The following is a 15984-nucleotide window of genomic DNA, read 5'->3' as shown; positions in this document are numbered from 1 at the left end:
TTATACCGCCAGGCTCGGAACTTAAGCCTTAGCAGAAAGGTGCCCCCATTAACACTTCAGAGCAGATTACAGTGCGCTATCTTTAGCCATTGGAGCTAATTTTTCAGTCCTGTCAACGTGATTCCTTCTACGAAATATTTTTGACCAATCAGATAAAAAATGACGCCCGGCGCAAAGGACATACACGTAGCCGCCATCGTCAGCGACCAGTCCTGCTTTAGTTGGCCTCTAAAAGCGGTTAGTCCCAAGGCTATCGTATACTTATCGCTTGAGTTTATGTAAATCATCTGTTGAAGTAGATCATTCCATAAACCGATAAAGATAAATAATGCCACAACGATCATTGCAGATTTAATGGCCGGCATAATAATGCTGAACAAAATGCGGTAATATCCAGCACCATCGATCGTTGCTGCTTGATCAAGCTCTCTTGGAATAGACATGATAAACTGCCTAATCAAAAAGATATTAAAAGCGCCACCACCACAGAAATAAGGCAAAATCAACGGCAGATAGCTGTCATGGATTCCTAAGCCTCTCGTCCACCCAATATATAGCGGAATAAGAGTAACCATGGCAGGTAGAAGCATCGAACCGACACAAAGCGCCCAAATCAATTTTTTGCCCCGAAAACGCAGTCTTGCAAAGGCATAACCGCATAAGGTCGCTGTAAAGGTTCCTGCCAAACAAGCGGGTACAATAATAATCATGGTGTTCCATAAATATTTCCAAAACTTAAAAATCTCTAGCGTTTCTGCATAGTTTGAAAACAACCAACTTCCTGGCAGCAGTGAAGGCGGATATTTGTATATCTCGGCATTCGACATGAGCGACGTGCGAAATATCCACCAGATTGGAAAGAGCACGAGTATAGTAAAAAAAATGACGACGACAAACGAGATCAGGTTCATCCATTGATTATTACGTTTTTTACTCTTTAATCTTCCGTATGTGGCTACACTCATTTGTCATCGCCTCCTTCATTAAAAATCCATAGATTGGAGGTTTTGAATAATACACCAGTAAAGCCTGCAAGAATAACAAAAATAACGGCCGTTGTTGCACAAGCATACCCTAATTTATAATTTACAAAAGCTTGATCATACATCAGATAAGTTAAAAATCGTGAAGAATTACCCGGGCCGCCATTCGTTAATGAAAGAGCCGGCGTAACAATTTGGAGATTGGCAATCAAGCTCATTAGCAAATTATAAAAGATAATGGGCGACATGCACGGTAAAGTGATATGCAAGAATCGTTTCCATCCATTCGCACCATCCATTTCAGCCGCTTCATGGTAGACGACCGGAACATTTTGCAGCCCCGCTAAGAAAATAACAATTAAGTTACCTGACAGCCAAACTGAAATCAAGGATAGAGATGGAACAACATAGCTGGAATCCGCGATAAAAGAAACTTTGTTCAAACCAATCTCAGAGAGAATAAAGTTAAAAAATCCAAAATTAGCTTCGTATAACCAAGACCATCCTACATATATCGCGGCTGCCGGCAAAACGTACGGTACATAGAAAACAGCTCGGAAAAACCCTCTTGCCGGAATTTTACGATTCAGTAGCATCGCGATAAAAAGTGAATAAATCATGCCTCCAACTACCGATAAAACGGCAAAGTAGACCGTAGCTATAATAGAATCTTTAATATAAGGATCAGTGGTAAATAGATTAATATAATTCTCGAAGCCAATAAATTTGGGGTCTGAAAGTCCCGTCCAATTCGTTAAGCTGATCCCGAGCACCCCAATAAGAGGTAAATACGTTAGAAAGATCAGCCCAATGAAGGCAGGGATCAATAATATATACGCGGCTCGTGCCTCACCTGCATGAATACGTGAACGACGTTTCGGAGATCTATTAATTATTTCCATCTCTATATCCCCACCTGAAGATCATAATATGGCCGCCGCGGGTGTGAGCTTGGCAGCGGCCATTCTTTTACGGACTTTACTTATTGCCTGAATGAGCTGCTTTCAACGCATCGAGATTCTTAGAAATAGCATCCTTAGCGGTCGTCTTTCCCGTCCATACATCCCCTAGAACCGACCCGAGTAAGGTGTTAAACTCCGTCGTATGATTCGTATAGAACCACGCTGCGGGCTTCACAGCAGGTGATTGCGCATAATCGACTACTGCAGATTTATATTCGTCATAAACAGGGAAGTTAGGATTTTCGACCCATTTACGGGTAAGGGTCTCATCCGTGTACCACTTCTCCAGTGTCGGCATCCAGATTCCCGAGCTAATGAGGCCCCAGTTATTTTCTTCTGAGTTGTACCATTTCAGCCATTCCATCGCTTCTTTTGGATGCTTAGTCTGGGAGAACACGACATTGGCGCCACCCGTGTTGAGGGTAACCTTATCCTTCATGTAAGGCAATACTGCAACGCCATAGTTCAGGCCTTCATTCTTAGCCGTATTGAGACTAGTTCCCACGTTCCACGCACCGTTAGTAGCCATGGCAACAGTCCCTGCGATAATGGTTCGTTGAATGCCATCATCAGTCTGTCCGACAGACAACGGAGCAACATGATCCTTCAAGTAAAGATCTGCAACCTTCTGAATTCCCTCTATACTGGCGTCTTCTCCAATTCTCACCTCAGTCCCATCACCCGAATAGAACCCCCCACCATTACCAAGCGCCCAGGTCTCAAGCTGCCATGGTAAGTTTTCAACGGATGCGCCAAACTGAACGATACTCTGCTCATTAAAGCCACTCTCATCAGGATGTTTACCATTTTTATCAAGGGTCAGCTTCTTTGCTGTTGTTACAAATTCCTCCCATGTCCACGCTTTATCCAGAGCAGCTGGGGGATAGGGTACATTGGCTTTGTCGAACATATCTTTGTTGTAATAGAGGAGTAAGATTTCATTGGCAGCCGCGTAGGCTACGGTTTTCCCTTGATATTTGTAGGCTAGGCTATCCAGTGGTTTGCTGTCGCTTCCTTCGTACATTGTATTTACATCATTCAGCATGCCTTGGGTAGACCACTGAACGACACCATCTTCTCTGAGCATCCCTGTATCAGGCAATTGCTCTGCCGTAGCCATTGTATTCAGCTTGGTCATGTAGTTTTCCCAAGGAATTGCTTGTACTTCTACTTCAATTCTGTCTTGAGAAGCATTAAACTTATCCGCCACTCCCTGGGTTACATTTCCCTCTTCCGCACTTCCCCACATCGAATAGATAATTTTGACCTTCTCCTCAGGCTTGGAGGTGGCGTTCTCAGATGCTTTGGGTCCATCAGTTGCCTTGGTTGCTGTGTTTGTCTCATCTTTCGCGCAGCCAATGACACTTAATGCTAGTGCAGTTGAAAGAATACCTACCCCGAATGCTTTACCTACCTTCATTTCCCTCTCCCCCTTCATAATCACATAGATATGTCCAACCGTTTGACCCCCTAAGTTATTGAGTTAAACGTTTAGTACCAACTTTTTTTAATAATTCCAACCTTTGCTTGGAATCCGAAATTTCGGCCAGCCGATACGACTTTTAATATCGTAAATATTTTCAAAAAGTGGTATAGAGTCTTCATGAACTTGGGATGTTTTAATGAAGTAAGCGCTTTATTGTTATTGTGTCATGATTTTCTATTAGGGAAAATAGCATTTTTCAACCTGATTTTTAAAAATTCCAACCTTTAAAGAATCATCTTTTTTATAAAACAGCAGAATCAGCTGATCCAAAATATTCACTTGCAGTAACGACAATAAGCAGAGCCGCCCTCCTACCCCAATGGTAGAAGCACTGCTCTGCCTATTTAGCATTTATACACTACGCTGCTGTATGAAGCAACGCCGTTTTTCTATTCTCGAAACACAACTGTGTGAGTTTTCCAGCTCCTTGCGATTTCCCGCTATGTTATCGAATTTCTTGAGGTTGTGGACACGAACCGATGTCAAGAAAGAGGACGTCTTTTATTCGTTCCCCATCGTGCTGATGTCGATGACAAACCGGTAACGGACATCTGAAGCAAGCACACGCTCCCAGGCTTCATCTATCCGGTCAGCAGAAATGACCTCGATTTCAGATGCAATATTATGTTCAGCGCAGAAATTAAGCATTTCCTGCGTTTCACGGATTCCGCCAATCATCGATCCGGCAAACGAACGGCGGTGGCCGATCAACGAGAATACGTTAACTGCCAATGGATCAGCAGGCGCACCGACATTGACTAATGTACCATCCAGCGCTAGAAGTGAAAGATAGGCATCGATATCAATCTGTGCGCTTACTGTATTCACGATTAGATCGAATGAACCGGCAAGCTGCTTAAATGTCTCCGGATCGCTTGTGGCATAATAATGATCCGCTCCTAATTGCAATCCGTCTTCCTTCTTCTTCAGTGACTGTGATAACACAGTAACCTCAGCTCCCATAGCATGAGCAATCTTCACAGCCATGTGTCCAAGCCCGCCAAGACCCACTACAGCTACTTTTTTGCCGGGAGCGGCTCCCCAATGGCGCAGCGGTGAATAGGTGGTGATTCCTGCACACAAAAGCGGTGCAGCCGCGTCAAGCGGAATAGCGTCAGGAATCCGGACCACGAAGTCTTCTGTTACAACGATGTGCGTGGAATATCCGCCCTGTGTATAGTGACCGTGCCGGTCGATAGCTCCATAGGTGCCCGTATTTCCACTCAGGCAATACTGCTCCTCACCTTTCTGGCAATTACTGCACTCTCCACAGGAGTCAACCATACAACCTACCCCTACACGATCGCCAACTGTGTACTTTGTAACTTCGGAACCGACCTGGCTGACAATACCGGCGATCTCATGCCCTGGAACAAGTGGATACTTAACCGGTCCCCACTCCCCGCGGGCTGTATGAATATCCGAGTGGCAAATGCCCGCGTATTTAATCTCTATAAGAACATCGTGCGGCTGCAGATTCCGGCGTTCGATTGTAGTTAGCTTGAACGGGCCTTCCTGACTGAATGTAGCGCGTGCATTAACTTTTATCATAGTGAAACCTCTCTTCTAGTTAATATAAAAAACTGTAATGCCGACTTTACAAAACCTATGTTATTACTTAAAGTTAACTCTAAGTCAAGCACAAAATATAATTAAGACTGGAGATAGATGATGAAGACATACTCCATAAGTGAAGTTGCAGAATACTTTAATATGACATCACATACCCTGCGTTACTATGACAAGGAGGGGCTTTTGCCTTTTATAGAAAGAACCCCCAGCGGGAAACGCGTTTTCAAAGAAACGGATATGGACGCTTTAAAAGTAATTGAATGCCTGAAGTCATCCGGGATGCCGATTAAGGAAATAAAACATTTCATTGAGTGGTGCTCTGAGGGGGACTCCACCTTGCAGCAGAGATATGACATGTTCCTGGAGCGAAAAGCTTCCGTAGAAGCACAGATGGAAGAATTAAGAAAAACGATGGAAGTCATAGAACATAAATGCTTCTACTACAAGACCGCCTTGGATAGCGGCACGGAAGATGTTCATAAAAAAAATAACATTAAGAGTGCATTTACTCATTAGAAATGAACCTTCAAATTACAGTAAAGGCGGGGCAGATTGATCTGCCCCGCCTTTCTTAATTTGGACGCTTTTTTGCCAGCAGCTTCTCCGTAAAATTCACATCAAAAAAATGAATAATGGGTCCCAGACCAAGTGCGGACACTAGAGTTCCTAAGCCTATAACGCCTCCTGCCAGGAAGCAAATCAAAGCACAAAGCGCATCCGTAAACATCCGGTGCCAAAAATAAGATATTTTCGGGAAGTTATCCCTCATAATCAGGGACAGGCTGTCGTAAGGAGCTACTCCCACAGCCGATGTCTGATACAAGGATACCCCAAAACTGCATACCACCACGCCAATCGCTACGACGACCACCCTCTGCCATAACAGCTGAGGTTCGCCCAACAGAGATAGCCAAGTACTATGAAAGAACGTAGCGATATATCCCAAAAAGATTGCGTTTACAAAAGTCCCGGCTCCAATAAACCTTCGTCCGGTTATGAATTCGATTACAAACAATACCAGGTTCAGCAAGATCAGAAAATTTGCATATGTTATACCGACGCACTCTGCAAGTGCCATTACCATGCCGCTAAAGGGATCATTCCCCATGCCGGACAGCTTAAAAATACTGATTCCCATGCCCAGAAATACATTGCCGATAACCATAATAATCAATCGTTTTTTATCAACGTTATAAAGATAACCCTTCATATTGCCCATCCTATTTTTCATATTAAAATTGCACCTTGCAACAACCACGTCATTATATCATATATTCTATTGTTTGACGGTTATCTTTATTGATAGTATTCAATGATTTGGATAAGCAGATCGGTCAGCACTGAGCATTATTTTGAAGGGAACACTGCTTTTTCGATCTTCAGATCTACTTCTCTAATGACATCATCAGCCTCGGAGCCAAGGATATCTATAAGTGTAATTTCATTACCTTCTTTGTCCGTCCCAATTGGATCATGTAGGGATACGTCTTTACGTGTTTTCTTGAGCGAACGCAGGTGCATCAGGATTTCGTTTTCAATACAACGAGCAGCAAATGTGGCTAACCTTGTTCCTTTGTTTGGACGATAGCACTCAATAGATTTAATCAGGCCGATTGTGCCAATGGAGATCCACGCCCCAACAGAAAGAGTTGTCCAGTTCGAAGCCAAGTCTTTTTATTATCACAGAAAATGAAAATAAGCCCAGCTTCTAATGTCTGCTAAAAACCTTGGCAGCCAAGTTGCGTGGGCATAAAAAGTGTATATTTATTTTCTTATCTGAAACCCGCCGCGCTGCTCACCTCACCCAGTCTCTTCTTGGTCACTCAGCAGCTGGTCAATTTCCACAATTGCCTTAATATAAATCTTGAATGCGTCCCAGATCTGGCTGATGCGCATGGCCTCGTCCGGCTGATGGCTGCTCCCTTTTCCTTCGGGAAAAGGAGTCTGTACATCGGTGCGAAGCGGGCCGAAGGCTACTGTGCGCGGCAGCCATCTGGCATACGTTGCCCCACCCATTGCATAGGGCGCTTGCGACAAGCCCAGCTCACTGTTGGCAAGCCTGCATAAGGCCGCTATGATCAGGTCATCCTTGTCCATGTAGTGTGGCGGACTGTCCGTCCACTCAGTCAGTGACAGTCCATGCTGCCGCGAGTAGGCTGCCAACTGCTCCCGCAGCGCATCCGCGGATTGCGACAGACCGTAACGGACATCGATTCCGATCCGAACGGTTCCCTCATTCCACGCTACGATGCCGGCATTGCTGGTGGTAGGACCCGTTTCATCCCTGTGAGTGATACCAAGCCCCTCCCCGTAAGGGTCACCCAGCGCTTGTGACAAAAAAGTGAGCACAGCACGCGCCGCAGCATCCTCAACCAGCTCATGCGCAAGGAGCGCCCCCGCCAGCTTTCTTGCCGCGTTTTGCGTCCCGGCAGGAAACGCCGCATGCCCGGCCTTACCCTGCGCGCGAACAACCGCTATCCCCTCTAGCTCCGCGACTTCAAACCCCTCCGACCGCAGCTTTTGCACTTCGTATGAGGTTAATCCGCGCAACCGGGCCTCCGCAACAGCGGGCACCATATTGTAATCCTCGCCAGCTTGAAAGGACAGCAACCTGTCGTCGGACGCGCTTCCAGTCACATCGGCTCGCACAATCCCTTTTTCCGCATAGCATACCGGATAATAAGCGTCAGCAACAATCCCGAAGGACGGCGACTGATGCTGGGACAGGAAATAGCGGATATCCCGCATGCCGCTCTCTTCGTTGACGCCCAGAAATACATAAGCATTATGATCCAGCCGCACGTTGGTCTCTTTGAAAAACTTCAGTACATAAAGCGCAAGCACAGCAGCCGATTTATTATCCATCGCACCTCGGCCAAATAGAAACCCATCTTTCTCGAACGGGGAGAAGGGCGGAAAGCTCCAGCCCCGCCCTGCGGGCACCACGTCCAGATGGGCGAACAAGCCGATGCCCTCCTCACTGTCTCCCAGCTGCACCTTAATGCCATAGCCAGCAAAAGCTCTTACCGACAAGTCTTCCCGCGCGGCCAACTGCTCCGCCTCACGCAATACAGCAGCGCATTCGGCACCAAAAGGCTCCGGGCTATCCGGATGAAAGGTGGTGCCCACGCTCGGCACACGAATCAGACGTTTGATATCTTCGAGAATCGCCGCTTGATGATCGGCTAGAAACTGTTCAACCTGCTTGTCCAGCTCCATACTGGTCATAATCGCTCACCCCTTTCAGGTTTACAGCTCGGCTGCAAGTTCCAGCTTTTGTAGACGGAAATCCAGCTCAGCTATGACATTTGGCGGCAGTACTACCTCGGCACCGGCAATATTCTCATGAAGGTGCTTTTCCTTGCGAATGCCGCAAATCACATTGACATTGGCATGCTTGTTCAACAAATAGGCTACGGCAATAGAACTGGCGCTAACCCCATATTCACTTCCGATCTCAACCAGACCGCCGGCAAACTCAGTGGCCAGCTTCAGGTTGCGTCCATGCCACCAGGCATCGTTCTGGCGGGGATCGTTCGGCTCCAGCACATGATCAGGCCGAATATGTCCTGTCAGTAACCCTTGCGCCAGCGGCGAATACGCATGGAAGCTAATCTGGTGCTCGTTGCACAGAGGCAGGATCGCCTGCTCGGGTTCTCTGGACAGCATATTGAATTTTTTTTGCACGATTGAGATTTCACCATAATCGATGTAGCTCTGCACGTGATGCGGCTCGCAATTGGACGCGCCTATGGCGCGAATCTTGCCTTCCTGCTTCAGTTGCATCAGCACCTCGATCGTTTCTTCAATTGGTGTTAGAAAAGGCTCCATCGCCGGATTATGTGTATAGTAAATATCGATATAATCCGTCCCTAACCGCTTCAGGCTTTGCTCCACCTCCATGCGAATCGTTCGCGGGCTCAAATTCCGCTTCACGCGATGCCCGTCCCAGGTAAAACGATAACTGCCTTCCTCGTCACCCCACCACAAGCCGCATTTTGTCGAAATAATGACCTTATCCCGCCGGCCTTTGATCGCTTGCCCAACGATTTCCTCACTGTGCCCAAAGCCGTAAACCGGGGCAGTATCAATTATATTGATGCCCAGATCCAGCGCGGCATGAATGGCGCGAATCGATTGCGTATCATTGGTATCTGGGAACTGGAATCCTCCACCAATACCGAAAGCGCCGAAAGTAACGACAGAGGCTTGTATGCCGCTCTGTCCAATCTCCTTATATCTCATCGTGACTGTATCCTCCCACTTTATTGATTCGCCTGTGCAGCAACAATATCCAACCGGAGCTGCCCACCCACACCCACATTTTCATCGGCGTGTTCTTTAATGATGACAATCGTTTTTACCTGCAAGCCGGAAAGCACCCGATCCGTAGTCTCCTGCAGATTACGAACCAAGTCCCGCTTCGCCTCAACTGGTTTTCCTGGTGCGGTGTATACAAAAAATGTAATTTCATAAAAGTCCTTAGGTGTTGTCGATGCCTGTGGAAGTTCGATCCAGGAGATAGTTCTTAGCTCCGGAGGCAGGCGAAGACCCGTTGTTACTGCCGTGCCCAACTCACTTACCAATTTTGTCTTTTGTTCTTCCTTCAGAGATGTCGTTGCGTATGCCAATACAGTTGCCATGGTTCAGCACTCCTTTATCATTATAGTTAGTTTTTTCAGACAAACGCTTTGCTTATTTCCGCATTCCCATTACTCAGGATGCATTATTCGTTATACGGTTTCTTGACTCCCTTGTACGTATCCAGCAGCCATTGCGAATATTCTTTCGAAGTCATCACCGATACGATAGCATCCAGCCATTCCTTATTCTTCTCTTCAGTTCCTTTCTTAATAGCCAGCAAAATACCGCCATATTGTTTGTACACCTCAGGTGTTTCCTGTAGCAGCGCCGTATCAATCGTCACCTGGGGATCATTCATTTGAGCTACCGTAATAGCCGGCGCAGTCATGGCGTCCAGATCAGCAAAAGCCCCTACGCGGCTGCGCGGATCAATTTCAACGAATTCGAGCTTCTTGCTGTTCTCGACAACATCGAGTACTGTTGGCAGGTCAATACCCTCGCGCAATTGGATTAGCCCATTATCCGCCAATAGTTGCAGTTCTCGCGCCCTGTTGGCGGAATCGTTGGCAATGCCGATCTTCGCTCCTTGCGGCAGCTCATCCACAGTTTTGTATTTCTTGGATACGAACAGCACCGGTGTTGTATAAATATTCGGGCCATAAGCGACCAACTCTGTACCGTTGCTTTCATTGAAGCTGTTCATATATTTTTCATTCTGAAAATAATTGGCATCGATACTGCCGTCTGCAGTCGCATTGTTCAAGGCAATATTGTCATTGAAGACTTGCGTCTCAATTTGATAGCCTTCCGGCTTCAGCTTTTCGGCCACATAATCAATATCCGGCTGCTCCCTGGCAATCACGCCAATCACAATTTTTTGGGACTTTGCATCCGATTGTGCGTCGGAGGATGAGCTGGATGACTGAGAGCATCCGACCAGCAGCACAATGACAGTGGTCATGATCAGAATCAGCTTGGCAGTTGCCTGTTTTTTCATGTAAAACCCCTCATTTCTGATGTTTTATTTCAACTTGCAGTACAACATATTCCCGCCCAGTTGTATAAATTGAACAATAACAATTAAAATAACAACGGTTGTGTACATAATCGTGTCATTGAAATTCTGGTAGCCATAGGAAAGCGCAACTGCCCCCAGCCCGCCGGCTCCAACGGTCCCTGCCATAGCTGTAAAGCCCAGCAACGAAATAAAACCAATCGTTAAGTTTGAAATGATGGATGGAATCGCCTCACTGACAATAACGTTAAATGTTATTTGCCAATCGGATGCGCCAAATGACCTAGCAGCCTCGATCAGACTCGGATTCACCTCCTTAAAGCAGCCCTCCAGCAATCTCGCCAGTAACGGAGAGCCTACAATGGTAATGGAGAAAATGGCAGCTGTTGTACCAATGGTCGTCCCCACAACAAAGCGAGTTAACGGAATTATTGTAATAATGAGAATAATAAAGGGTACAGAACGCAGCACATTAATGATTGCGCTGAAGGTCTCGTAGACTGCTCGGTTGGGCCTGAGTCCTTTGGCATCTGTAGTAATGAGAATGAGTGCCAAGATGAAACCGAACAGGGTACAGGTCACAACGGTGCCGCCCAACATAATCAGCGTATCGCGCAGCCCCGGAAAAATGATTTTATCGAGCAGAGTCTGGTAATCGTACTGATACATTACAAATTCCTCCATTCCATGCCGCTCTGCTCCAGATAGGCCCTGACCTTGTCAAAATCTTGCCTGCTGACCGATAAGGTGAACGACCCCGCGATACTGTCCACATAACGGTCCAGTCCGCCCCATACAACTTCAAACGGCACCCCTGTTGACAAGGCGAAGCGGGAAAGCATGTCTTCCTGACCTGGTCGCTGAATAAGCTCAAACAGAATGTTATCCTCGCCAGTTTTCACTTCATGTGCGCCCAGGAAATCATTCAGATGACCGGAGTTTTCCAGGAAGATATCTTGCACCGCTCCGGCAGCCTGCAACTGACCCTTGCTAAGCACCGCGATGTTGTTGCAAGTTTCTTTTACCACTTCCATTTGATGCGTCACAATGACAATGGTGATGCCAAGCTCTTTGTTAATTTTTTTGAGCAGACCCAGAATGGATTTGGTGATGTTGGGATCAAGTGCGCTTGTCGCTTCATCACAAAGCAGAATGCGTGGGTTCATAGCAAGCGCCCGGGCGATGGCAACCCGCTGCTTCTGTCCGCCGGAAAGCTCGCGCGGCAGTGCCTTTTCCTTGTCTGTCAATTCCACGAGCTGCAGCAGCTCTTTCACGCGCGCATCAGCCACCGCTTTATTGTAGCCAAAGCATTTCATTGGAAACATAATGTTGTCATACACATTTTTTCGCTCCAGCAGAGAGAAATGCTGAAAGATCATGCCGATATTGCTGCGAAACTTGCGTAGTGTTGCTCCCCGCATGCTGCGGATTTCAACTCCGTTGACATGCAAGCTGCCGCGGTCAAAGGTCTCCAGACCGTTGATACAGCGCAAAAGCGTTGACTTGCCTGCGCCGCTCACCCCAACAAGTCCGAAAATATCCCCGTCCGTAATGTTGACATTAATACCAGACAAAACCTCCCTACCTCCAAATGATTTAAATAAATCACGAATTTCTATGCCTGAACCGACAAGCTCCGTAGGTTTGCCCTCCAGTTGTCCGACCATCCTATCCACTCCTTTCATGCACCCAGAAAATGCTTTTTCTAAATAAATTAGATCGATCTAATTTTAACCTAAAACAATTCCTATCAGTTTACTTTGATTTATGTTATCAGCTCTACAGTAGCCTGTCAACACTATTTTTTAAACCTTTCTGTCAAATGAATTATGATATACTGGAAGGTAGTTGAGAGGAGGAACAGTTTGTGGTTTCTAGAGAAAAAAGAGTTACACTACAAGATGTTGCCGATGATGCCGGCGTTTCGAGAGCAACCGCCTCTCTTGTCGTTCGCGGCAGCAAATCCATTAAACCTAGTACACACAAAAAGGTGCTGGACTCCATGGAAAAGCTCGGCTATGTATATGATCGCGTAGCCGCCAGCTTTAGATTACAGCGTTCCTCAACGATAGGCGTTATTGTCACTGATATCGAAAATCCGTTTTATCCACATATATTGACGCATATTGAGCATGTTCTATACGAACAGCGGTTCAATGTGCTGCTGGGCATGAGCTTTGAATCAACCGAAAAGCAGGAGCGTGTGCTGGAAACAATGCTTGAGCACCGTGTGTGCGGCATTATTATGACTCCTGTCGCCTCTACATCGCCCGCCCTGTTCACCAAATTGCAAAATCTAAACATCCCCACGCTGCTGATTGGACGTGAGGTTGATACCGTGAATACCGACTATGTCGGGACGGATTATCGGCTGGGAGCCGAAATGGCCGTGCGCCATCTCATCGAGCAAGGGCACCGGCGCATCGCTTATCTGGGCGGCAGCCCTCAGGGAAACACATCCTACAAGGAGCGTTTTGCCGGTTACTGCCAAGCCCTGCAGCAATTTGGATTGGAGATCGATCCCGCTCTAATCATTACAAGCCCGATCAACCGTGACGGCGGCACCCGCGCTGTGCAAGAGGCGATGCAGTTAAACAATCCGCCAACCGCCTGCTTTTGCAACAATGATGTCATTGCCCTGGGCGCCATGATCGGCCTGCAGTTGCAAGGACGTACGCCTGGGAAACATATGGCCATCGTTGGCTTTGACAATGTACAGGAAACGGAGACTGCCAAGCCTGGTCTAAGCAGCGTTTCCGTATTCCAGGATAAATGGGGAAGCGAGGCTGCCAAGCTGCTGCTCAAACGAATCAACGGCGATCAGTCAGAACCTACCAGAATTATTATTCCGCCTCAGCTGATTATACGTGAGTCTTCCACCAGCTATAGCGGCTTCCATTCATCCAGCCCTTTATAATCGACACAATCCGGATTCATTCTCCGGACTTGTGTTGTTTTTCCGGGAACTCCAATACTAATAAATTCTTTATTAATACTTTTGGTCTTTGTTCTTACCGGTCTTCTGAATTTCTTCTCAAGCGAACCTCTTACATCAAATGAACATTATAAAAGAAATTAATTATTTTTACATATATATCTAGTTAATTCCACATTATTGATAAAGCAAGTACATGCTGTCCATTTTTATGTTAAACAATCCTCTTAGAGATCTCATCAACAAGTTGCCTAATCCCCATTCTTTTTGAGCTTTAATATCTCCTTCGGTTCGACTGTTAAACTTTGATTATTAAACCCATTAGTCCGTCTCTACATTGAAATATCATCACTTTCACTGCTCTTTACTTTTCTTAACAAAAAAGCAACTCCCTTATTGGCAAGTCGCTTCTAAAACACTCAATAGTGATTATTTAGTTATTATCTAAGACCCTACCGCTTAGCCTTATAAAACTCATGATACAGCTTCATCAGCGCCCTTTTTTCTATCCTCGAAACATAACTCCGCGAGATCCCCAACTCCTTAGCAATCTCCCGCTGCGCCCTCTCTTCTCCACCTGTATCCAATCCAAACCGCCCAACGACAACTTCTTTTTCCCGGTCATCCAGAATATCGAGGTTACGATATATCTTACTCTTCTCGATCTTCAGATCGACTTCTTTAATGACATCATCAGCTTCGGAGCCAAGGATATCGATAAGTGTAATTTCATTACCTTCTTTGTCCGTCCCAATTGGATCATGTAGAGATACGTCTTTCCGCGTTTTCTTTAAGGATCTAAGGTGCATTAGGATTTCGTTTTCAATACAACGTGCTGCAAATGTGGCCAGTTTGGTTCCTTTGTTCGGACGATAGCTCTCGATGGCTTTAATCAAGCCAATGGTTCCGATGGAGATTAAGTCCTCCATGTCTTCTCCGGCATTATCGAATTTTTGAGGTTGTGGACACGATACGATGTCAAAATCCACTTTCTTGATAGAAAAGCGTTGATAGAAGTATGAAGGTTTTACCGGATGGATGGCTCTTTTTTTGTTATTCATTGTCCTTTTTTTAATAGTCACTTCGTTTTCTTAAATTTTCACTTGATATCAACAACTTAAAGAAAACAGTTGAAAGACATGATATTTAACATAGTTTGAGCATGTTTACAGTCACATCCGGGAAAGAATTAGCTGTGTTACGATATATCTTATTACTCTAGAGGAGTATTAATAATGTCAACAACTTGCAAAAGAGGTGTGTAATTGAAACTTCCAACAATCCAATTCGGACATATTAAATCGAGAGTTCCTGTTATTCAAGGTGGAATGGGTGTAGGCATATCCTTAAGTGGACTAGCCGCTGCTGTAGCCAATGCAGGCGGGATCGGCACCATCTCTGGTACAGGGATCACTCCTGATGAGCTGAGAATGCATATTCGCAAAACAAGAGAACTCTCTAAAGGGAATGGCTACATCGGTGTGAATGTACTATTCGCAGTGAAGGACTTTGCCGAAAAAATGAAGATTGCTTTGGAGGAAAAGGTTGACTTTATTATTTCCGGAGCCGGAATTTCTAGAGATATTTATGCTTGGGGTAAAGAATATGGTACTCCTGTCGTAACTATTGTTTCATCCGCCAAATTAGCCCGAATTTCCGAAAGACTTGGTGCCTCCGCAGTCGTTGTGGAAGGGTTCGAAGCTGGAGGGCATTTAGGTACAGACAGATCCATGTTTGATATCCTTCCTGAAGTCTTAGAGGCCGTTTCGATTCCTGTTATTGCTGCGGGTGGAATTCTAACAGGGGATGATATCGCAAAAGCCCTTCGGATCGGCGCATCTGGTGTTCAAATGGGTACCCGTTTTGTGGCTAGCCTTGAGTGTGATGCTCCCTTAGCCTTCAAGCAAAAGTATGTAGATGCTCAGCAAGGAGATACTGTCCTAATCAAGTCTACTGTGGGTCTAGAAGGTAGAGCGATTCGGAATGAATTTACGGACCGGATCAGTGATGATGCCAAATTAAAGATAGTCAAATGCTATAATTGTCTAAAGGTTTGTTCACATCGCTTCTGTACAATGGAATCCCTGCTCACTTCCCTTAGAGGAGATGTTAAGAACGGATTGGTTTTTGCTGGGTCCAGAGTTCATGAGATTAAAGAGATTTTGTCCGTACAGCAGATTATCGACAATTTAATGGATGAGTATCAAGGGGCATTGAACCCGACAACTTAAGGTTGTTATAAGATTCAAAAGCACGATTAACCACTTAAGCAAGCTTGGGATTTCCGAGCATAAGTGGTTTTTCATTTCGCTTGATACTCAAATTTAGTTATATTTAATAAGCTTTTGTGTTGTATTTAACTAAAGATTTCCGTACCTTTCTTTTTAATTGCAACAACAGCTAAATATCTTCACAGCCAAAATGCAATATGCCCAATACCCAGGATA

Annotated in this window: 14 protein-coding genes and 2 pseudogenes; 3 read left to right on the top strand and 13 right to left on the bottom strand. The window is 45.7% G+C overall.

Features of this window, described 5'->3' with window-relative positions; genetic code table 11:
- Positions 1-95: 95 nt before the first annotated feature.
- The 4 genes from MHH86_RS06980 to MHH86_RS06965 all read right to left on the bottom strand — a co-directional run bounded on the left by MHH86_RS06980 (position 96) and on the right by MHH86_RS06965 (position 4982).
- Positions 96-965, bottom strand: coding sequence for a carbohydrate ABC transporter permease (locus tag MHH86_RS06980; protein ID WP_076137964.1), 870 nt, complete (start codon positions 963-965; stop codon positions 96-98).
- On the bottom strand, positions 962-1885 hold the full coding sequence (locus tag MHH86_RS06975) for a sugar ABC transporter permease (RefSeq protein ID WP_036675826.1): 924 nt from the start codon (positions 1883-1885) through the stop codon (positions 962-964). Before MHH86_RS06975 ends, MHH86_RS06980 begins: the two co-directional genes overlap by 4 nt.
- Positions 1886-1961: 76 nt before the next feature.
- A complete protein-coding gene (locus tag MHH86_RS06970) occupies positions 1962-3365 on the bottom strand; it encodes a sugar ABC transporter substrate-binding protein (RefSeq protein ID WP_076178997.1) in 1404 nt (467 codons plus the stop codon).
- Between the two features lie 567 nt (positions 3366-3932).
- A complete protein-coding gene (locus tag MHH86_RS06965; RefSeq protein WP_036675829.1) occupies positions 3933-4982 on the bottom strand; it encodes an NAD(P)-dependent alcohol dehydrogenase in 1050 nt (349 codons plus the stop codon).
- Positions 4983-5102: 120 nt separating this feature from the next.
- Here MHH86_RS06965 and MHH86_RS06960 point away from each other — a divergent pair, with 120 nt between their 5' ends.
- On the top strand, positions 5103-5519 hold the full coding sequence (locus tag MHH86_RS06960; RefSeq protein ID WP_036675831.1) for a MerR family transcriptional regulator: 417 nt from the start codon (positions 5103-5105) through the stop codon (positions 5517-5519).
- 55 nt (positions 5520-5574) lie between these two features.
- Here the strand turns inward: MHH86_RS06960 and MHH86_RS06955 are convergent, their stop codons facing one another.
- The 8 genes and pseudogenes from MHH86_RS06955 to MHH86_RS06920 form a co-directional block, all read right to left on the bottom strand.
- Positions 5575-6222: a hypothetical protein gene (locus MHH86_RS06955; RefSeq protein ID WP_341286488.1), complete on the bottom strand. Its 648-nt coding sequence runs from the start codon at positions 6220-6222 to the stop codon at positions 5575-5577.
- Between the two features lie 146 nt (positions 6223-6368).
- Positions 6369-6632 (bottom strand): annotated as a pseudogene (locus MHH86_RS06950) (sigma factor); the annotation flags it as partial.
- 171 nt (positions 6633-6803) lie between these two features.
- Complete coding sequence (locus MHH86_RS06945; protein ID WP_076144466.1) at positions 6804-8231, bottom strand: Sapep family Mn(2+)-dependent dipeptidase; 1428 nt, start codon at positions 8229-8231, stop codon at positions 6804-6806.
- Positions 8232-8252: 21 nt separating this feature from the next.
- Positions 8253-9248 (bottom strand): aldo/keto reductase, encoded by a 996-nt coding sequence (locus MHH86_RS06940; protein WP_076098908.1) that lies wholly within the window; start codon positions 9246-9248, stop codon positions 8253-8255.
- Positions 9249-9268: 20 nt separating this feature from the next.
- Positions 9269-9646 (bottom strand): tautomerase family protein, encoded by a 378-nt coding sequence (locus MHH86_RS06935; RefSeq protein ID WP_036675836.1) that lies wholly within the window; start codon positions 9644-9646, stop codon positions 9269-9271.
- Positions 9647-9729: 83 nt separating this feature from the next.
- On the bottom strand, positions 9730-10584 hold the full coding sequence (locus tag MHH86_RS06930) for a MetQ/NlpA family ABC transporter substrate-binding protein (RefSeq protein WP_036675837.1): 855 nt from the start codon (positions 10582-10584) through the stop codon (positions 9730-9732).
- Between the two features lie 24 nt (positions 10585-10608).
- The gene (locus tag MHH86_RS06925) at positions 10609-11271 is read right to left on the bottom strand and encodes a methionine ABC transporter permease (protein ID WP_076098909.1); all 663 of its coding nucleotides are present in this window, start codon (positions 11269-11271) and stop codon (positions 10609-10611) included.
- Positions 11271-12269, bottom strand: coding sequence for an ATP-binding cassette domain-containing protein (locus MHH86_RS06920; RefSeq protein ID WP_051490878.1), 999 nt, complete (start codon positions 12267-12269; stop codon positions 11271-11273). The genes MHH86_RS06925 and MHH86_RS06920 overlap by 1 nt, the downstream gene beginning before the upstream one ends.
- 200 nt (positions 12270-12469) lie before the next feature.
- On the opposite strand from MHH86_RS06920, the gene MHH86_RS06915 reads away from it, so the two are divergent.
- Entirely contained in the window at positions 12470-13519 is a 1050-nt protein-coding gene (locus tag MHH86_RS06915; RefSeq protein WP_036675840.1) for a LacI family DNA-binding transcriptional regulator, read from the top strand.
- 470 nt (positions 13520-13989) lie between these two features.
- Here MHH86_RS06915 and sigK read toward each other — a convergent pair.
- Positions 13990-14493: pseudogene (sigK, locus tag MHH86_RS06910) on the bottom strand (RNA polymerase sporulation sigma factor SigK); the annotation flags it as partial.
- Between the two features lie 309 nt (positions 14494-14802).
- On the opposite strand from sigK, the gene MHH86_RS06905 reads away from it, so the two are divergent.
- Positions 14803-15768: a nitronate monooxygenase gene (locus MHH86_RS06905; protein ID WP_036675848.1), complete on the top strand. Its 966-nt coding sequence runs from the start codon at positions 14803-14805 to the stop codon at positions 15766-15768.
- Positions 15769-15984 lie beyond the last annotated feature (216 nt).

The sequence above is a fragment of the Paenibacillus sp. FSL F4-0097 genome, assembly GCF_038593125.1.
Taxonomy (GTDB): Bacteria; Bacillota; Bacilli; order Paenibacillales; family Paenibacillaceae; genus Paenibacillus_AQ; species Paenibacillus_AQ odorifer.
Note: the sequence above shows the minus strand (reverse complement) of the source record. Positions and strands in the feature narration are given on the sequence as shown.

Excerpts from the sequence above, each read along its gene's own strand:
- MHH86_RS06930 (WP_036675837.1), bottom strand. The coding sequence starts at position 10,584 with ATGAAAAAACAGGCAACTGCCAAGCTGATTCTGATCATGACCACTGTC.
- MHH86_RS06945 (WP_076144466.1), bottom strand. The coding sequence starts at position 8,231 with ATGACCAGTATGGAGCTGGACAAGCAGGTTGAACAGTTTCTAGCCGAT.
- MHH86_RS06980 (WP_076137964.1), bottom strand. The coding sequence starts at position 965 with ATGAGTGTAGCCACATACGGAAGATTAAAGAGTAAAAAACGTAATAAT.
- MHH86_RS06965 (WP_036675829.1), bottom strand. The coding sequence starts at position 4,982 with ATGATAAAAGTTAATGCACGCGCTACATTCAGTCAGGAAGGCCCGTTC.
- MHH86_RS06940 (WP_076098908.1), bottom strand. The coding sequence starts at position 9,248 with ATGAGATATAAGGAGATTGGACAGAGCGGCATACAAGCCTCTGTCGTT.
- MHH86_RS06970 (WP_076178997.1), bottom strand. The coding sequence starts at position 3,365 with ATGAAGGTAGGTAAAGCATTCGGGGTAGGTATTCTTTCAACTGCACTA.
- MHH86_RS06955 (WP_341286488.1), bottom strand. The coding sequence starts at position 6,222 with ATGGGCAATATGAAGGGTTATCTTTATAACGTTGATAAAAAACGATTG.
- MHH86_RS06925 (WP_076098909.1), bottom strand. The coding sequence starts at position 11,271 with ATGTATCAGTACGATTACCAGACTCTGCTCGATAAAATCATTTTTCCG.
- MHH86_RS06960 (WP_036675831.1), top strand. The coding sequence starts at position 5,103 with ATGAAGACATACTCCATAAGTGAAGTTGCAGAATACTTTAATATGACA.
- MHH86_RS06975 (WP_036675826.1), bottom strand. The coding sequence starts at position 1,885 with ATGGAAATAATTAATAGATCTCCGAAACGTCGTTCACGTATTCATGCA.
- MHH86_RS06920 (WP_051490878.1), bottom strand. The coding sequence starts at position 12,269 with ATGGTCGGACAACTGGAGGGCAAACCTACGGAGCTTGTCGGTTCAGGC.
- MHH86_RS06935 (WP_036675836.1), bottom strand. The coding sequence starts at position 9,646 with ATGGCAACTGTATTGGCATACGCAACGACATCTCTGAAGGAAGAACAA.